The 18,579-nt window shown below is 55.1% G+C and carries 15 protein-coding genes and 1 pseudogene; 6 read left to right on the top strand and 10 right to left on the bottom strand.

What is annotated here, in order from left to right; all coding sequences use genetic code 11:
- Positions 1–313: 313 nt before the first annotated feature.
- Positions 314–2,176, bottom strand: coding sequence for a M61 metallopeptidase family protein (locus NGM29_RS06015; RefSeq protein ID WP_254159531.1), 1,863 nt, complete (start codon positions 2,174–2,176; stop codon positions 314–316).
- A 235-nt stretch (positions 2,177–2,411) separates the two neighbouring features.
- On the opposite strand from NGM29_RS06015, the pseudogene NGM29_RS06010 reads away from it, so the two are divergent.
- Positions 2,412–2,585: pseudogene (locus tag NGM29_RS06010) on the top strand (UTP--glucose-1-phosphate uridylyltransferase); the annotation flags it as partial.
- Positions 2,586–2,647: 62 nt separating this feature from the next.
- Here the strand turns inward: NGM29_RS06010 and NGM29_RS06005 are convergent.
- The 3 genes from NGM29_RS06005 to NGM29_RS05995 form a co-directional block, all read right to left on the bottom strand.
- Positions 2,648–4,834 carry a lamin tail domain-containing protein gene (locus tag NGM29_RS06005; protein ID WP_254159530.1) on the bottom strand — a complete coding sequence of 729 codons (2,187 nt, stop codon included), beginning with the start codon at positions 4,832–4,834 and terminating at the stop codon, positions 2,648–2,650.
- 894 nt (positions 4,835–5,728) lie between these two features.
- A complete protein-coding gene (locus NGM29_RS06000; protein ID WP_254159529.1) occupies positions 5,729–6,157 on the bottom strand; it encodes a universal stress protein in 429 nt (142 codons plus the stop codon).
- Positions 6,158–6,385: 228 nt separating this feature from the next.
- A complete protein-coding gene (locus NGM29_RS05995; RefSeq protein WP_254159528.1) occupies positions 6,386–7,150 on the bottom strand; it encodes an IclR family transcriptional regulator in 765 nt (254 codons plus the stop codon).
- A gap of 147 nt (positions 7,151–7,297) precedes the next feature.
- On the opposite strand from NGM29_RS05995, the gene NGM29_RS05990 reads away from it, so the two are divergent.
- Positions 7,298–8,278 (top strand): Bug family tripartite tricarboxylate transporter substrate binding protein, encoded by a 981-nt coding sequence (locus NGM29_RS05990; protein WP_254159526.1) that lies wholly within the window; start codon positions 7,298–7,300, stop codon positions 8,276–8,278.
- Between the two features lie 4 nt (positions 8,279–8,282).
- Here NGM29_RS05990 and NGM29_RS05985 read toward each other — a convergent pair whose 3' ends face one another.
- Positions 8,283–9,437, bottom strand: a complete 1,155-nt coding sequence (locus tag NGM29_RS05985; protein WP_254159524.1) for a UxaA family hydrolase — start codon at positions 9,435–9,437, stop codon at positions 8,283–8,285.
- Between the two features lie 290 nt (positions 9,438–9,727).
- On the opposite strand from NGM29_RS05985, the gene NGM29_RS05980 reads away from it, so the two are divergent.
- Both NGM29_RS05980 and NGM29_RS05975 read left to right on the top strand, forming a co-directional pair.
- The gene (locus NGM29_RS05980; protein ID WP_254159523.1) at positions 9,728–10,702 is read left to right on the top strand and encodes an NAD-dependent epimerase/dehydratase family protein; all 975 of its coding nucleotides are present in this window, start codon (positions 9,728–9,730) and stop codon (positions 10,700–10,702) included.
- 40 nt (positions 10,703–10,742) lie between these two features.
- Complete coding sequence (locus NGM29_RS05975; protein ID WP_254159522.1) at positions 10,743–10,997, top strand: UxaA family hydrolase; 255 nt, start codon at positions 10,743–10,745, stop codon at positions 10,995–10,997.
- Positions 10,998–11,003: 6 nt separating this feature from the next.
- On the opposite strand, the gene NGM29_RS05970 is transcribed toward NGM29_RS05975, so the two are convergent.
- Together NGM29_RS05970 and NGM29_RS05965 are read right to left on the bottom strand one after the other, a co-directional pair.
- Complete coding sequence (locus tag NGM29_RS05970; RefSeq protein WP_254159521.1) at positions 11,004–11,501, bottom strand: tripartite tricarboxylate transporter TctB family protein; 498 nt, start codon at positions 11,499–11,501, stop codon at positions 11,004–11,006.
- Between the two features lie 81 nt (positions 11,502–11,582).
- Positions 11,583–13,088 carry a tripartite tricarboxylate transporter permease gene (locus NGM29_RS05965; RefSeq protein ID WP_254159520.1) on the bottom strand — a complete coding sequence of 502 codons (1,506 nt, stop codon included), beginning with the start codon at positions 13,086–13,088 and terminating at the stop codon, positions 11,583–11,585.
- 207 nt (positions 13,089–13,295) lie between these two features.
- On the opposite strand from NGM29_RS05965, the gene NGM29_RS05960 reads away from it, so the two are divergent.
- Positions 13,296–14,282, top strand: a complete 987-nt coding sequence (locus tag NGM29_RS05960) for a YeiH family protein (RefSeq protein ID WP_254159519.1) — start codon at positions 13,296–13,298, stop codon at positions 14,280–14,282.
- 1,090 nt (positions 14,283–15,372) lie between these two features.
- Here NGM29_RS05960 and NGM29_RS05955 read toward each other — a convergent pair.
- The gene (locus tag NGM29_RS05955) at positions 15,373–15,546 is read right to left on the bottom strand and encodes a hypothetical protein (protein ID WP_254160677.1); all 174 of its coding nucleotides are present in this window, start codon (positions 15,544–15,546) and stop codon (positions 15,373–15,375) included.
- Positions 15,547–15,626: 80 nt separating this feature from the next.
- Between NGM29_RS05955 and NGM29_RS05950 the strand changes: the two genes are divergently transcribed.
- Entirely contained in the window at positions 15,627–15,974 is a 348-nt protein-coding gene (locus tag NGM29_RS05950; RefSeq protein ID WP_311136844.1) for a helix-turn-helix domain-containing protein, read from the top strand.
- A gap of 630 nt (positions 15,975–16,604) precedes the next feature.
- Here NGM29_RS05950 and NGM29_RS05945 read toward each other — a convergent pair.
- Together NGM29_RS05945 and NGM29_RS05940 are read right to left on the bottom strand one after the other, a co-directional pair.
- Positions 16,605–17,579 carry an NAD-dependent epimerase/dehydratase family protein gene (locus tag NGM29_RS05945; protein WP_254159518.1) on the bottom strand — a complete coding sequence of 325 codons (975 nt, stop codon included), beginning with the start codon at positions 17,577–17,579 and terminating at the stop codon, positions 16,605–16,607.
- The gene (locus NGM29_RS05940; RefSeq protein ID WP_254159516.1) at positions 17,572–18,576 is read right to left on the bottom strand and encodes an NAD-dependent epimerase/dehydratase family protein; all 1,005 of its coding nucleotides are present in this window, start codon (positions 18,574–18,576) and stop codon (positions 17,572–17,574) included. Before NGM29_RS05940 ends, NGM29_RS05945 begins: the two co-directional genes overlap by 8 nt.
- Positions 18,577–18,579: the final 3 nt, after the last annotated feature.

Below are 18,579 nucleotides of genomic sequence, written 5' to 3'. Positions count from 1 at the left end.
TCGAGTGGCCACTGCGTCGACTGTCACCTCGAGGGTGACAACCATGTCCCAGTCAACACCAGCAATAACTTGGTAGAAGGGATTACCAGCGTTCGGGTCCAATCCGCTCGTATGGCAACAGCCGTCACGGTTGACTAGACCGCAAAATCACGCCTCGAGGAGTTACAGGTGGAGATCCGGCTCCGAACGGGGGCGAAGGTTACCCAACCAGAACTCCTGTCTTGGTTGATCGAAAATGCGTACGAATCGCCGGCTTTGTGGAAATTCTCGGCAGTTCATACAAACAACATGTGGTATACACAGCGCGAGTCTCTTATTTGGATGAGGTCTCGTTGTCGGTAAGTCGATGCTTCAGGAAGTAGCCCACGCCCCCGAGTACACCGAGCGCGCTACCAATGCCGAAACCGGGCATGTCGTCACTGTCTGTCTTACCGTTCGGTGTCTCATCCTCGGTATCGGCCGATAGATCAGTCTCGGTGTCAACCGATGCGTCGTCCTCCGTGCCAGCTGATGGATCATCCTCGGTATCGTTTGATGCGTCATCCTTGGTGTCAACCGATGCATCATCGTCGGTTTCGTCTGGTGGTTGCGACTGTATCTCGAAATTCGACACGCGGAACCACGTCGTTCCATGATCGCCTGCCGAACACGCTCCCGACGGTGCGATGCCGATACGCACCTCGAGTGGCCCTGTTCCCGAGACGGTCTTCTGGACGTGTCCACGCGTGGTCCCACCTGCTGAGATTTCGAAGACTTGCTCGTCGTACAGATCTGGATTCCCAACGCTTCCCGTCCAAACGGGCGCCCCGTCCTCAAGCACCTGCACGTACGGCCGCTCCCACCACCCTTCAGCCTCAATTTCGTAGTCGAACGAGAGGAATACGCGTTCGTCGTTGATCGCCTGCGTTACCGACCCGCTGGAACACTGATGGACCCGAACCGTGAACGCCGTCTCGGTCCCTTCGACCGACGCGTCGTTCTCGACAGCCGTTTGCCAGGGTCCAATCGAATCCGATGCCGTCGGTGCTGTCTGTAAGGTGTCTGGATTCCGGTCGCCGAGGACGAAGTACTGCGGGTCGGGTGGAATCTCCGGGAGTGATTCGGAGCGAACGTATCGGTCAAGCCACGACGAGAGCGACGACGACCCACTCGCTTCAACAACCGCGGCCTCGAACCCTGCAAACGTGCTCAGATCGAATTCGTCCGTGGTGAACACGTCGTTGAGCGTCGCCGCCCCGTCCGAGACGCGCTGTATCTCGGCATCGAGTGCCGCCAATACGTGTGCACCCTTGTCGTAGTCCGCCATCGTTCGCTGCACCAGTTCTGCATCGGCTAACACAGCGTCTCGAGAGCGGTCGGTAGTAACCGCCTCCAAAAACGCATCAAACGTTCCCGCGCCCACGTTTAGTGCCACGAGATAGCCATAGTACTCAGCTATCGCTTCCTTCAACCAGTACATATCGCCACCGCCAAACACGCCGAACAGCGTGTGTACGTACTCGTGCGTCGCCACACTCTCGATGTCCGTGATTCGAGCAACGGTGGCGTGCATCACGACATCGTTTCGAATCGCGTAGCCGCCGGGTCCACCCCACAAGCGTGGGACGACAAACACAGCCATCCGGTCACGTGGAATTCGTGGCGCAATGGCGCTCTCGGCGAACGCGTATGCATCCAGCAGTTCCTCGTGCGGGACGGACCTCTCGACGCCCTCCGGAACGACGATCGTCATTTCCGTCCCTGCCGCCGACCGTGTGTACGTTTCTGCTGGTCCGGCGTAGACAAACCCGTCTCCCACGAACCCTTCTCCCTCGATGGACAGCGTCCGACGTTGCCGAGGTGCCTCACCGCTATAGCGAAACGGCAGCGACGGTCGGAGGCGCGGTTCGAACGCCACATCACCGACGGCGTACGTCCCTGGAACGCCGTCGGGTAGTGTCATCCCATCAGGCCGAGTCTCGATAATCAGCCGAGGTGTCGTCTTCCCATCCCACCGGAAAGAGGTGGCATCTTCGCGTGAAACGCCGCGTGTCTCGCGAACCGACGCCTCTCCCCACTCGAGTTTGCCAATCGTGATCGTCAGTTCCGCGATCGTATCGGGAATGTCGTATTCAAACTCATAGACGAATCGACCCGCATCGGCCTCGTATCGAACGTGCCCGTTCTCGGTGAGCACATTATCGGTCCTCGCAACGCTCGGCGATCGCGCCACCGCCATCGCTGACTGACTGGCCCCAGCCACGCCACCAGCCAGCACACCGGTTGCAGTCCCAAGGAAATATCGGCGTTCCATTAGCAGAGGGTCGATCCAAATAGTTGATAAATATAGTCATATGATTCAACCAATGTCATCGGGGTTCGAGGGCGTTCCACTCTAGTGTTGCTACCAGCACAAACTGCAGGGACTGGCACACGCGTTGGTGACTTCGAAGAGTGGCGAGTACGAGATCAGCGAGGCGTTTGACCTGCTGCTCCAGATTGGACGCACGATTGACGCGATCGGCATCGACGGCTGGTGAATCGACGTCGGCTACCCCGAGGATCGGGATGAAGCCGAACGGTTCCAGGAGGGTACTGAAGAGAAGGTTGCTGTGTCCTCAGACGACTACGGCCGTTCGGCGCAACCTTGCTCTTGGGAGTTGAGATTTTACTCATCGGTGCCACCACCCGTATCATTCCCAGTAGCGCCTGGCGATTCGTCCGCAGGTGTCTCTGTACCCGCTTCTGGTTCTGGAGCAGGCTCCTCGGGAGGGGCGTCCGACTCACCGGATTCTCCGGATTCATCTTCTGGGTCGGCCGGATCTTCCGCTCCCGATTCGTTTTCGTCGTCGGGCTCTGTGGCTGGCTCGTCAGAGTCGTCTTGGTCGGGTTCCCCAGTCCCAGCCTCGGATTCGCCACCGTCATCATCGTCAGTCGCACCACTGGCAGCGGTCACCGAAACCGTCGTCGAGGCGCTGTCGTCGCTCGTTCGTACGGTAACCTCGAACGAGACGTCCTGGTCGACGGGATAGGTGGTATAGCCGAGTTCGACGGGGTGTGTTGCCTCCCCAGCCACCGTCACCGACTGTGAGTCGACGACTTCACCCCCGACCACCAGTTCGATCGTATCCGTCCGCTCGGCCGTCGCCTCGTTCGTCAGCGTGGCCACCACCTGTAGGTGCTCGCCACCTTCGACCGGCGCGTTCGTCTGATCGATCACGACCGTGAGATCGCCACTGGCGGATCCGGTATTTTCATCGTTGTCGTTAGCCGTGATCGGTGCCTCGAGGACGACCTCTCCAGCCGCGTTCTGTACGATGACGAGATCACCGTCTTCGTTCCAAACCTGCTGGCGTTTTTCGCCCCAATACAGTGTCTCGTCTGTATCCTCGCCTTGGCCACTGACAATGGTCACATCGGCACCCGGTTCGAGCGTGAACCCACTTGGGAAGTCAAACCGCCGTAGATTCACACCTACACGGCCGCCGTCTTCCCGATCGCGGAGGGTCCAGCCGGTCATCTCGAGCGACTCATCGCCAGTGTTTCGTAGCGTGATGTATTCCTCGTCGGGATCATTGCCAAGGATGTCGTACTCGACGAGCGCGAGCGAGCTAGACGCACGACCCGTGGGGTCGTCAGCTTCGTCAGTCGACTCGTCTTCGTCGGACGGATCGTCCTCCCCATCCGAAGAGTCCTCGTCGGTCGCGCCGTCGCCCTCGGACGCGGCGTCGTCACCCCTAGTGGGTTCGGTCTCCCTGACCGCTTCGGGATCGCGATACATTTGGACGAGACTCGTCTCGGCTTCGAGATCGGTCACGATCGTACTCCACGCGCTGCCATCGCCGGCGAGTGCGCCACGGCCGGGACCGACGTCGTGTGATTCCGTCCAAATCGTCTCCCCCTCTTCGACGAGGACGAACTCGCCCTCGCCGCGGTCGACGACTAAGCTTCGGTGACCATCGTCAGAAACGCTGAGATCCTCCCCAGCCCACATATCGACGTCGGTGCTCCAGCGTTCCTCACCCGTGGTCGACTCGAGTGCAACAAGCGTCCCGTCGGGTTCCGACGAAAGAATCGTCTCCCCATCGCCCGACAGCGCGATCCACCCGCTATACTCCTCGCTCTCCCAGAGGAGGTTCCCTTCGAGGTCGAGAACGATCGTCCGCCCATCGTCCGTCCCGGCCGTCACCACCTCGTGTGCCGTGGAAATTCCGACCGAGAGGACGTCTTCATCGTGGTCGTGGTGCCACAGCTCGGTACCGGTGTCGTCGTACAGTCGGATGCCCGGTTGGCCGGTGGGTTCGGTTCCGTCGTCCCAGTGGTGGGCCGCCCCGACCGCGACGTACTCGCCTTCGTCGGCGAGTGCGACGGCAGACCCGGCTGCATCCTTGAGGGGCGCCGACCACAGCACCGAGCCTTGGCCGTCCGTGACTCCGACGCTGCCGGCAGCGTCAGCCGGGTATGAAACGGACGCTATGAGATCACCATCGGCCGTCGCGTCGATGTCCCACAGGCCGCGATGTTTGATGAGTGGCCCGGCACCGGCGTCGAGATCCAGCGGGCTGAACCGGTCGGCGTCCATCCAGGCGACGATCGCCGTCTGGGGTTCACGCACGAGGAGATGGCTGACGGCGCGATCGACGCCGAGCGAGAGCACCTCGCCGTCGCGCTCGGCGTCGTAGACCAGCACATTCCCGTCGTCGAAGCCGTACACGACGATGTCGCCCGAGGCGGCGAGGCCGGTTGTGAGTCCGGGTTGGTCGTACGTGTCCGAGACGGGCTGGTCGATCGCGGCCTTAGCCTGAGACGCGGGTGAGCGGTGACTCCCACCTCGTGCCGTAACGGAGGCAGCCATCAGACTGGCCCCCACTTCCATGAGATGTCTGCGCCGCATACCCGAGGCTACTACAGATGCCGTACTAAGAACATATTCACGACTGGCCTGATGGTCTGACAAATTGGCCTTCCGAACCGCTGGTCAGCAGCTACCAGGTCAGCCCTTCGTAGATGATCCCGTCTCGAGGCTCGATAATACAGCGGCCGTCGACGACGACCGGGGTGGCCATGTCGTCAAATGCTGAGTCGAAAGTAGTAAACTCGTCCTAGTAGGTAACTACGAGAGCGCCGTTACCTCCGTCACGTGCTTTCTTAGCCGAACCGGCGTACTTGATGTCGGGAAAGCAGCCGGCTACGTGGTCAACGGCGCGGTCGTAGACAGCGCCATTGCTGCCCTACGTCTGCATGCTTCGAACCAAGTTTAGCGAGTGATTATTCACAGATTATATATTTATTGACTTATAATTCAAACGCAATCTCTTGTACGAATATGATACATATAGAAATCTGGCTCCGGACATATCCACACATACAACAGATAGTAATCATTTAGATCGGTGGGCAGAAAGCGAGTAGAGAGTTTGAGACCAGCTAAGATACATCTTCCATAGTTTCTAGACATTGGTGCAATATTCACAGCAATCGATTCGAACTGGCGTCAGTGTATACGAGGCAGGCGAAATAACACAGATACTTCGGATTTTAAAAGAGGGACGAACAAGCAGTCGATAACACTGTCGTGGTTCCACTTGATACGATCGGGGGAGACCGTAACGAACACTGGCCAGCAACTCCCACATGGATCACATGTCATTTATATATGTATGTATATATTATTATAAATAATAACATGCTATTTTTCTTTTCCTATGAAATATAGAATTTGATTAAATAATTTATTGTTATCAAATTATTATTGGATGGTTGTCACAACTGGACAGTCTGCATTGAGAAGGATAGACTGAGCAACACTTCCAAAAACGGCTTTTCCAGCTGGGGAACGTTTTCGCCCTGCAACCACAAGATATCGGGCTTCCTGTTCACTAGCGTACTCGACAACACGGACTGCTGGGTCTCCCATTAACCCGACTGCCTCATACGAGGAATCAAGCACTGAGGTGGCTACCTCATCGGCGATCTCTGCCGCCACTTCTCGGACTTCATCCATACTGAGCGCGATACCGGTATCATCTACGTTTGTTTTTTCTAAATTGACGAACTCAGAGCGGGTCAACACATGCACAACATGAATAACGTCGTCGAATGCCTTCGCCAGGGCGTTTGCCTCGTGAAGAACATTCGCTGCTCGCTCAGACTTATCAACAGCCGCTATGATTGCCATGACATCGCTTAGTGTGACAATGACTTATTGGTATCGGCACAATCTGCCCGATAACGGTACAAGGAAGCATTTGATTTGGTTTCTCTCAGGAATCTAATAATTAAATTTATTTAAGTGATTCTGACTGATAGAAGGCCAATTCCACATTGTGGAAATCCAAACAAGAGTTCAGAGGTAATACAGACAGGGCATTACAGAACTACGCCTGTAATCTCGATCATAGAAACCTTATGAAGAATAGGTCAACCGGAGTTTTATTTCGTCTGCCACGGCCAATAGAACCTGTGAAAGTTCACCACGAAGACGATCGTCAAGCATACGATTAGTCGGACCGGAAATACTCATTGCCCCAATCAACACGTCTTCTTTTCCGACTATTGGAACTCCAACGCTTCGTAAGCCAACGATCCGTTCTTCATCGTTGATTCCATAGCGACGGTCCGCGACAAGGTCCAACTCCTCACGAAGAGCGTCTTTTTCGGTGATTGTGTTTTCGGTCTGTTTTGGAAGGCAAATTTCCGAGAGAATCCGGTCACGTTCGTTGACCGGGAGCATAGCAAGGATGCACTTTCCGGCAGCAGTTGAGTGCAGATGTACGCGTTTTCCAATCCGCGAGTCCGTCTGTACTGCTTGCTCTCCAACTTCATGGCAGATATGTACCGCTTGCCCGTACTCAAGGACTAAAAACTGCACACGTTCACCGGTTTGTCGTGCAATTTCTTTCGTCTTCTCCTCAAATAGCGGAAAGGCCTGTTGTCGATTCCGAGCATGAATTCCATGATCGAGGAAGCGAAGACTGAGCTGATATTTGTCACCCTCCCGGACGACATACTCCAGTTCCTCCAGTGTTTTTAGATAACGGTGCACCGTACTCGGTGGAAGGTCGAGGTTTGTAGCGAGGTCGGTTAGCCGTGTCCCATTACTGTTTTGGATCTCGTTTAGGATATCAAACCCATTGACGAGTGTCTGCATTGGTGTGGTTTCAGCCGTCATTGGTACCACCCTTATCACGACACCACATAAGTTTTCACATAGTGGAAACCACAACTCTAACACCTCTCGCTACATCTCGAAAATTCGAGCATAACGTATATATATGATGATAAACCATTTTACTGTGGGATGCTAGATAATGCCAAAGTGAACCGCCGGACGTATCTCAAATCGGCCGGTGTGTTCGGGACGGTTGCTATAGCGGGTTGCACATCGAGCGACAACGGTGAATATCCATCAGAAGAAATTGTACTGGTAAATCCATATCCGCCAGGTGGTGGGACTGACGTCTACTTCTCACCGTTTGTCGACGCGATGAGCGATGAGTTTGGGGTTGACGTTAGCCAGGAGTATGAATCCGGTGCCGAAGGGGCAATTGCGCATCGAGAAATGCATCAGTCCGATTCACAGTATCGATTTACGAATATTAACATCCCACTCCATACGCTCGTCCAAATCGAACAGGATGAGCCTGGCTATGATCTACGTGAGTTAACGGGGATTGGAGGCTTCGCATGGGACTCGGTCATCATCGTAACGCCAGCCGACTCCGACTACGATTCCATTGAGCCTCTCCTCGAGGCGTTCCAGTCGGGAGATCTCGACACCCTCGGCGGCGTCGGGGCGGGGAATACGTTCCACATGACCGCCTGGCAGATGCAACAGCAGTGGGATCTCGATTACGATCAATACGTGGGATATGACGGCGGTGGATCGCTCATCTCGGCCGTGCTTCGGGGGGAGGTTGACGCCGGCGTTGTGGGTGTTGTTCCTGCGACACAATACGTTGATGAAGGCGAAGTCAACGGAGTCATCGTCGTTGGTGATGAGCCACATCCCTCCGTGCCGGACGTCGATATCTCCGGGGACTACGACTTGGGTTCGGTCGCAGATACGGCTCTATTCACGCGGAGCCTATTCGGGACACCCGAGCTCGATGAGGACCATCAAGAGGTCATCGCTGAGGGATTCCAAAACGTCCTTGAGAGCGATGAGATTCAAGACTGGTCGTCGGAATCGGGGAACCCGATTATTCCCGAGGGACCAGAGTCGGCCCAAGAGAAACTCGATCAATCGTTCGATATCCAAGAGATCTACGACGAGTTCCAGCAGGAGACGGGCGAATAACCAGTCAGACGATGTGTTGGCCGACGCGTTTTATGCCAAACTCACGATGACCAAGCATTTCGGCTGCAACCGGACGGCCGCTAGCAACTGCTTCAATCGTCTCCGTCACGCGTTCACCTGCTTCATCAAGTTCCATTCCATCGGTGATGACTTCGCTCACATCAAGGTCGATATGGTCGGCCATCGCGTCGACGGTCTCCGGATTCCCACTCACTTTGATCACGGGGGTAATGGGCGTACCGGAGGGGTTTCCATTCCCAGTCGAGAAGATGATAACTGTCGCCCCACCAGCAATCATACCCGTCATTGACTCCTGGGCCGGCGCAGGGGTATCCATGAAATGAAGTCCCGGTTCACGAGGGGTTTCTCCGTAAGCGAGCACTGACTGAATCGGTTTCGACCCGCCTTTCTTGATCGCACCAATCGACTTCTCCTCGATCGTCGTTAACCCACCCTCAATATTGTCCTTGACAGGGTTGGATTCATTGATGTTGATCCCGATTTCCTGGGTCCGGTCCTGAACGTAATCCACGATCGCTTCGATCTCATCGGCAACCCCTTGATCGACCGCACGCTCGAGTAAATCGCGTTCAGCCCCCAGAATTTCGACGCTTTCTGAAAACATCCCGCGACCACCCGCGTCTATGACCGCATCGACGGCTCGACCGGTCGCGGGATTGGAGGCGATGCCGGACGTCGTATCGGAGCCCCCACACTCTGCACCAACGACGAGGTCGCCCAGATCTGCCTCAGTGGTTGGAACACTCGAGACCTCTTGTTTGATGGTAGTGGCCTTGCGGACGGCTTCACAGGTCGCACTCGGTGTCCCCTGTCCAAGAATTGTAACGCCGGCGACCGGCTTTCCCGTCTCAGCGATCGCCTCAAGAACAGGATCGATCTGTTGTTTCGTGTACCCGACGACGATGGCCCCACCGACGTTTGGATTACATCCGACGCTAGCGAACGTCTCTCGTTGGATGCGCTTATCCTCCCCTTTCAATGCTCGACCGTGCTGGTTGTAAACGGGGATGACTCCCTCGACCTCCGCCGCAACGTTTCGAGCGAGGGTATTCGAATAGGTGACAACGGAGAGGACGGCAACATGGTTGCGAATACCGATACTACCATCTGGGCGCTCATACGCTTCGAATGTAGCCATAATAGGAAGTTGGCCAAGAGAATCTTATAGTTTGTGGTCACCCGAGTCAGGAGATCGGTGTTATAATCATCGGATGTGAAACGATTGGGCGGGCAGCATGCCTCGTCGATATCCGTTTTTCTCATGTCGTCTGAACTCATGGACAACGAAGAGCCAATTGACTGTGCCGATCGACATTGTCGACACTGAGGCCCGCGAGCGGAGGCCAACAGTCAAGGCGGATGGCAGTCAAGCGAAGACTAGCACCCCAGTGCCGGAAGATTTTAGTCGTATCCAGACGGTCTCAGGATATGAGCATCCTCGTTACCGGCGGATACGGTAATCTCGGATCGAACATCACGCTTCGGCTCGCCGAAGCGGGGTATGAGGTTCTCGCACACGGGGTCAATCCGGATGAGCCAGACTATCTCGCGGCCCAGCCAGCCGAGGTTAGAGATCGAATTACGCGCGAGACAGCCGATCTCCGGGAACGAGACGAGCTAGCAGCCCTCTTTGAGCGCCGAGAAATTACCGGTGTCATCCACTCAGCAGCACTATTGCCGTATGTGTCTCGAGAGTTGCAAGCAAACGTTGAAATAAACGCTACTGGAACGCTCGCGCTGCTCGAACTTGCAGCAACACACGGTATTGACCGATTTGTATACGTAAGCTCCGGCTCAGTCTATCCAAACCGTGGCCCGGACGGTCAACCATACCATGAGTCAGAGCCAACCGCTCCGTCAATCGAGCGTCCATACTCGATCACAAAGTACATCGGCGAGCTGTATTGTGAGTACTTTCGGGCAACTGAACGGCTGGAGACAGTGAGTGTGCGCGTCTCTCGTCTCTGGGGGCCACCAGGGGCAGCAACTGGTGATTGGGCGTATCCGATGGACCGTCTCGTCAACGCAGGGCTTGAGGGGCGCGCTGTCGTGCACGAGTATGGTGGGGACCATCCGAACGATTACACCCATCACCGGGATGCCGCCGATGGGATCGTCCGTGCATACGAGGCGCCTACGTCACGCTTGAAACAATCGGTCTACAATATCTCCGGTGGACGGCACGTGACGGTTTCGGAAATCGCTGACATCTGCCGGAGTGAGTTCCCTGAGGTGGAATTCGAGTTCGGAGCGGGATATTGGTATGAACTTCGCCAGAGCATCCGACCACCGTTCGATATTTCTGCAGCCCGACGCGATCTGGGCTATAACCCAGCCTCCTTCGAGCGGCGGCTTCGAGACTATATCGAGTATCGACGCGCCCTCCCGGAAAAGAATAAGTAGGTGTATCTCAATTTCATATCGTATGTCGGACGCTGTAGTTATGAACCAAGCAGATAACGTGGCAACGGCGACGTCCACGCTCACAAAAGGCGACGTGATCACGTTAGGCGATCGTACGGTAGAAATCATTGAGGAGATCCCCTTCGGGCATAAAATCGCGTTACAGCCGCTTTCGATCGGCGATGATATCGTGAAGTATGGCCTCCAGATAGGATCCTCCGTAGACAACATCGACACGGGTGGGCACGTCCATATCCACAATGTCGAGAGCAACTACGGTCGTGGCGACCGGTAGCACGAGTTATCCCAAAAACTCGAATACTTCTCCAAACGTCCACGGGATGCCAAGAAGGATGTACCCAGCAACGACCATCAACGTGATGAGCGCCGTGATCGCTACGCGCCGTTTCTGCGTTCCGTAGCCAAATGCGACCAAGGAGCCATAGACGTATGGCACTGTCGCCAATAAGAAGCCGATCGCGTAGACTCCGATCACATAAACGGCGAAGAGAAGAGCCACAATACCTACGTTCCGGGTCGAGAACGATTGAGTCTCACTGATCTCTCCGTAGTCGATCGCCTCAGTTGAGCTGGTAACCGAGTCCTGGATATCTGCTGGCAACAGTCGCAACACTACGAGAAGGGCAAGAAGCCCCAACACTATCCCCGCCGTGAGCTGTGGATACATCGCCCCCGCCGATGAGTAGTCATCGCCCCCAAGGTAAATCCAAATGGCAAACGCGGCAACGAGGATCAAAAAGATCGTCTCGGAGTCAAACCAGGTGCGAATATCTGTCATTGCTCCCTATTCGTGAATAACATGTTTATACATTGTGCTCGGAGAATGGGTGGACACGAAGTGGTGGCCGGGATGACTGAGCTATCGAATCCCGTTCAGCGCGGCCCCAAGTCGACGGCTGATCGCTTCTAACCCCTGACGAACGTCAAGGAACGATACAACAAGTACTAGAACGGTAATGAGGACTAATGCGAGTGAAAGAGGCCGTTCGAGAAAAACCATTGGTGACCCACCTCCGATCTGGAGCGACCGATACAGGTTCACCTCAGCCGTCGGCCCGAGAATAATTCCCAGCAATAAGGCAATAATCGAGAAGTTATTTCGTATCATCACATATCCGAGCAGCCCGAAGAACGTAAGCTGGACGAGGTCGCCGAAGTTAAACCGGATGCTGTAGGCCCCAAGGAGTGAGACGACGAGAATAGCGGGGATGAGGAGTTCGTGATCTAGTATTGTCACGCGACCGAAGTAGGGGGCGAGCCAGTACATCGAAATCAGAAATACACACCCGAGTAAGATCCCCGCAAATAGGACATAGAGGCTGTCCAGATGCTGGGAAAACAGCGTTGGTCCCGGCTGGAGCCCCATATATAACAGCGCGCCGATCATAACTGCTGTCGTCGAATTACCGGGGATGCCGAACGTGAGCGTCGGAATGAGACTGCCCGAGACCATTGCGTTGTTCGAGGATTCAGAGGCAACAATCCCTTCGGGGTTGCCGTCACCGAAAGCGATTGGTGGTTTCCGGCGCAACGACGCCGTAACTCCGTACGCGACAAAATTTGCCACTGTTCCCCCAGCTCCCGGGACCGCTCCGACGAACAGTCCGATTAGTGAGGAGCGAACCACAGTCATCTTGTATCGGAACACATCCTTGATGCCCTCGAGTCGACTCCCGAGTAACTCTGCCGACTCAGAGATCTGTTTCCCCGTGCCAGCAAGCCGCATCATCTCAGTGAGCGCAAAGATTCCGACCAATGCAGGGATAAATTGGACTCCATCGTAGAGATATAGTGACCCGAAGGTGTATCTGACTTCACCGGTTGTTTCAGCAACACCGATAGACATCATCAAGAGACCAAAAAAGCCAGCGATTAAGCCTTTCAAGACATTTCCCTGAGTTGCAACTGCAATCACCGCAATCCCGAGGACAGCCATCATGAAGTACTCCGGCGATCCAAATAGCAAGACAAATTCACTCAGGACCGGCGTTGCCAAGATGACAATCGTAATTGCGAGTACACCGCCAATAATCGATGCCGTGATGGAGACGGAAAGGGCAGTGATCGCCTTTCCTTGTTTCGACATCGGATAACCATCAAGGGTCGTACACGCTGACGCACCCGTCCCGGGGATGTTTAAGAGGGTCGCTGAGATCGAACCGCCATAAATTCCGGTAACGTAGGTACTTCCCAGTAACAACAATGCCACGGGTGTCGAGAAGAAATCCAAAAAGGGGATCATCAATGCAATCGTAATCGGCGGTCCGAGACCGGGTATTGCACCGAACGCTAGTGCAATAGCCATCCCCACAAAAAGGATAATGACGACCTCCAGTGACAGAGGAACACCGAGCCAGAGCAACATAGCATGGTAACACTTTCACAAGGCAATATAGTTTTCGACAGAAGAGGAACATGAACGCCCCAACAATTATATCGCTGACGTGAATAGCACTCGTTCAGAGGCATCTAGTGGCATGACTGTTGAGCAGATCTGGGCAAATCACTCTCGTGACTGGATGGGAACGATTCTTGCCCTCATCACTGTAGTTCGCGCTGGTGTGGAGAGACCGTGATCAGCATCTGGACTCGATACCTCCCGGGCATACTCTTACTCGTCGGCCTAGCCCTCGTAGCACGAGTCGTAAGTCTCGTTGTTCCGGCCAATCAGTTAGTGGGGGCAATTGTGCTCGGAGCACTCGTGGGAAACGTGGTCGGGACCCCACCCCGGTTTGACCCTGGTATCCAATCATATAATCATTGGCTTAAGATCGGCATCGTGCTGCTTGGCGCTCAATTGATTATTGGCGACCTCTTTGCAACCGGACCACTGGTCGTGCTCCTCGTTCTCGGTGTCCTCATCGTTGTCCTCGTCGTTACCGAACTCGTCGGCCGAAATCGCGGTGTCAACCCACGGATGCGGTCGCTTCTCGGTGCAGGTATCGGAATCTGTGGCATCTCAGCCGTTGTTGCCGTCGCCGAGGGAATCCGAGCTCGACAAGAAGAGATTGCCTACGCCGTCACGACGATTCTCGTTTTTGACGCCGTTACCCTCGTTCTCTACCCGCTCGTGGGGACTATACTGAACCTTGAACCGGTCACGTTTGGCATCTGGGCGGGTCTGACTATGTTCTCAACAGGTCCTGTCGCCGCGGCAGGATTCGCCCATTCAGGCGATGCTGGTACGTGGGCAGTTCTCACGAAACTTGTTCGCAACAGTTTGCTCGGCGTAATTGTTATCTGGTTTTCACTTCGCTTTTCAGGGAGGGACCTGGAGAAGGAAAATTATGGCTTACAGGTTTGGCAATCATTACCGAAGTTTGTCATTGGCTTTTTTTTGCTCGCGGCCCTTGCGAGTGCCGGCGTGTTCTCCGCGCCACTGCTCTCGTGGTTCGATCGGGCGTCGCAGTGGGCGTTTCTCATCGCGTTTGTTGGCCTCGGTTTCGATCTGCGACTCACCAGGATGCGAGCGGCGAGTCTTACCCCCATGCTCGTTACGTCTGTCGTGTTCGTGACCGTCAGTCTCCTCACGCTAGCCCTCCTTCTCGTCATCCTCTAACGTTGTCAGTGTCTGACAGCGAGAGTTAGGAATAGAGTCTAATCTGTCTGGTTTCTCTCGACAGAAAAGGTCTGGAGTAGGCCACCGACACCCTCTTGCTCGGTCAGGGCACTTACTGGACACAGTATTACTTTGGGCGGTCCAGAACAATATTTGCGTCCTAATTAGAGTCAAAGATTATATAATAAATTTCTATTATGAAAGTGTCTGGTTAGTAAGGCACATATTAAGAAATACTCTATGATCCATATAGTTTAGAGTTTCTGATTATAAATGACAAATTCACATCTTTGCGGTATATTATTGTGAATTTTAGTTGATCATGCGAGTAGAATGTGTTCAGGTAGGTATACGTATTATAGAATTGATCGACAAGCCGTTGGTGTTAATTTGTACTCACAGAAAGCCCTTTACGTTCACAAGAGGAACTCTAATCTACTTTGTTGTATATCGACACTCACTAGAGTGACGAACAGTTGTGTTTATTATCCACACTACCATGGCCCACTGTTATTTTATTATCAATCCATATATATTTCTAATAGAGGTTAGAGAATAGACGGGGCCAGATTCAATTGCCCATCCTTGGGCTGATTATGATGGAGGCACCACTCCATGAGGGTTGCTCGTCAGACTGGAACATTAACGGTAGACATCGGGTCGAGGGTCTCTTCAAGACCGCTAGTAGAGATCGTTGTGGGGCAGACTCCGCTCTTAAGGCGGATACAACGTCTAGAATAGGAAAGCGGGGCAAACGCCGGGTATCCAGAGATTAGTATTACTTCACGGTGATCGTATCGTTGCGACGAATTCGGCCCTCCTCATCCCACAAGACGACTAGCAGTGCATCACAGTCGGGACAGCCCCACGCAGAATAGCCCTTGTGTGTCTTCTCTTCGAGTTCGCTCTGGCATCTTTCGCACATAGCCGATTTCAATCTATTCAAAGCACGCATTAGGGGTCAGTCACCCGTGTAATTGGAGTAGTGACATTTCAACCTTGTGGCCTGTGAGGCTACCTCAAAGCGACACAGTGAGAAGCCACAAGAGAACTCTCTCAACAGATTACCCCAGCAGAAATACGCCGTTCGTTACTGGCCTTTCTGGGAGACTGGCGTCCGTCCGCGCTCTTCCAGTTCCTCGTCTGCTTCGTCAGTATCTCCCTGTCCTCGGTTACTGGCGATGTGCTCCCAGATCTCTGTACAGCCGGCGCCGTCCTCCAGGTCATCAAGATGTTCGTCGTAGTGTTCGGGTTCATCGTCCATGTTACTCAAACTCCTAGTAACTTGATCACGAGCATCTCATATAAACTCTCTGGAAATGATTGATAAGTCACTGTTTTCGAATGATGGGTGGTCTAGTACCCCCCCCCCCCCCCCCCCGGCGCCATCGTCCCTGCGGATCGTTAAAGCGAGACAGCCCTCATACCCAGATAATAGCTCGCCACGATGATGCGGTTGCGCTCTTAGAACAACTCGATCTGAAAGAGTATGAGGCGACAGCTCTCGCCCATTTCTTAGAGTTTGGTCGAGCAACGGCGCCAACCATCTCTGAAGCGACCGGGATCCCCAAAGCACGGGTGTACGGCGTCCTCGAGTCGCTTTCGGATAAGGGATTCATCAAAATCATCCCCCGCTCGGCCAAAGGAATACTAGGCGAAATCACCCACAGAAATTCTCAATCGGGCCGTTGAGAGCCAACGTCAGGCGTACGAGGCCTACTGACAGGGGATTGATGGCTTCGTGAGGGATTTATCGGGCAGTTCGAAGCGCAGTGTCAGGCAGCGAGTCAAACCATTTCCCCCACGGAGGAGTTATTCTATGTCGTGGATGTCGGTGACCCGAGTGAGCACGAGACCCGAACGCTCTATCAGGAGGTCGACTCCCACATCTATATTATAACGAAGATTGAGTACCTCACCAAAGTAGAGCCTGATCTCCAAAAGGCCCTCGAATGCGAGATCAATGTACGCATCCTCTTCCTCGATCCAAAATATCTCTCAGAAAAGAACGAGGCCATCCAATCCGGGATCGTACGTGAGATCCAAACCTCGTATCCCGACGTCGACTATCGCTTCAGCAGTCAGATCCTCCCGTGGCGGGGCACCTTTATCGACCCAAGACTGGACTACGACTTCGGTCGGGCCGTCCTCCTCGTCGAAGCGAAGGAGATCCCGTTTCATATGCGACAAGCGGCCGTCACCGAAAACGGGGCGTTTATCGCCGGGCTCAGACCGTACTTCGATCTCATCTGGGAGTTCGACAGCGTACCCACCCCTGCAACCCAACTCAAATTAGGGGCCTCGAATACTGTCGAAAACGAGTTAGGAGGATTTCTGTTGGAGGAGCTCGCGGATACTCTCTTCTACGCTATGTTTGACCTCCCATCCGAGGTCCTCGCTGGTGCGGGTCGTCTCAATCGAGAAGTTCGAGACCAGGGTTTCGCCCGTCCGTGGGTTTTCGACCAGTTCGATTGGGGGCTCGCGCCCGGTTTCCTCACCAGCAATGGCAGCGACCAGTTCAGCCATCTCGTGGACGCTCGGGTCCTCGTCGGTACCAACTGCGTATTTCGAGAGACCCGTCTCACCCGCCTCGAGTTGCTGGACGAGTACCTCCGCACTCCGGACGTAGACGCGAGCAACGTCTTTGACGTGCACGAAGTTGCGTGACTGCGTTCCCGGTTCGTAGACGGTGAGCGGCTCACCTGCGAGCGCGCGGTTGACGAAGAAGTTGATCACGGTCCCCTTCGAGACCACGCGCTCGCCAATTCGGTGTTCGCCATACAGGTTCGATTTGAGATAGAGGTGGGCCGGGAAGGCATCCGTGGCCAGCGTTTCGATGACCTGCTCGCCGAGGTATTTGCTGCGGCCATACCAGTTGAGTGGGTCCCGGGGGTGGTCCGTCGTGATCGGGAATTCGACTGGGTCGCCGACGAGCGCCATCGAGGCGGGGAAAATCAGGCCGGTGCCGTGTTCGCGACAAAACCACGCGATGTCGGTGGTCGCCTGGACGTTGACGTCGTGGGTCAATTTGGAGTGACGCTCACAGTCGTCGACGCCGCTGATCGCCGCCAGGTGCATCACGATATCGGCCCCCTCAAGCACCTCGTACAGGCGCTCACGGTCGCGAACGTCGACATGCTCGATGGTCGTCTCGCCGATCTCACGAATTGTTCCTCGATAGAAGTTATCGATCGCGGTGAGCTCCCAGTCAGGGTGGGTCTGTTGGAGTTGGTGGACGACGCGGCTCCCGATGTAACCGGCAGCGCCGGTCACCACGATCGATGGGTAGTCAGTCATTGCTGAACCCCTCTTGAGGAGTCTGGTAGATAGGTGATTCCATTTGGTTGTCACCTGTGTGCTGCTGGGATCGGAAACGGCGAGCGAGATCCCGAACCCCGTCGCGCACGGTCCACTGCGGCTCGAAATCAGTCTGTGCGACGCGGTCGAAGTTGACGTGATAGGACGGGCCGGGATTTTCGTCCTCGAGATACGTCACCTCGAGGCCAGCACCGAGTTCGTCACGGACGATCTCGGCGATCGTTTCCACGCGGTAGTTCTCGTCGTTCGACCCTACGTTGTACACTGCGTCCGCCCAGCGGTCGGGGGCACACAGCGCCTGGTGGTAGGCTCGCGCGGCGTCCTGGACGTGAATGAATGGGCGCCAGTTCGTGCCATCCCCGTAGACCGTGAGCGGGCGGTTAGTCAGCGCGCGGAAGACGAAATGATTGACGACCAGGTTAAACCGAATGCCCGGTGAGTAGCCGTAGTTGGTGCTCATCCGGAGGGCAGTCCCAGAAAACGCACCCTCGTCGATATACTCTCGGAGGAGCTGTTCCCCCTCGTGTTTCGTCCGGGCGTACGGGTTCAGCGGGTCGGGGGAGGTTCGTTCATCGATGTCGGTGCTCGTCGCCCGGCCGTAATTGTTACACGACGAGGCGAAGACAACCCGATCGACATCGTTTTTCTGAGCCGCATTTAGGACGTTCCGAGTCCCCTCGAGGTTGACGGCAAAAGTTTCATCTTCGCGATCGTGTGTGGACGCTGCCCCCGTGATCGCGGCCAGGTGGATCACTCCATCGACCTCGCGCATCGCGTTTTCGACCGTCCCGTAATCGCGGACATCGCCGCGAACGAACGTCAGCGTCTCGGCAAAGCAGGCGTCGATGAGATTCGCCGGCGAGCCCGTCGCGAGCGAATCCAGGACCGTGACTCGGTGGATCCTCTCATCAGCCTGGAGCCGCGGGATGAGCGTGCTGCCGATGTAGCCACAGCCTCCTGTAACAAGTACGTGCATAGA

The sequence above is a fragment of the Natronosalvus rutilus genome, from assembly GCF_024204665.1.
Taxonomy (GTDB): domain Archaea; phylum Halobacteriota; class Halobacteria; order Halobacteriales; family Natrialbaceae; genus Natronosalvus; species Natronosalvus rutilus.
Note: the sequence above shows the minus strand (reverse complement) of the source record. Positions and strands in the feature narration are given on the sequence as shown.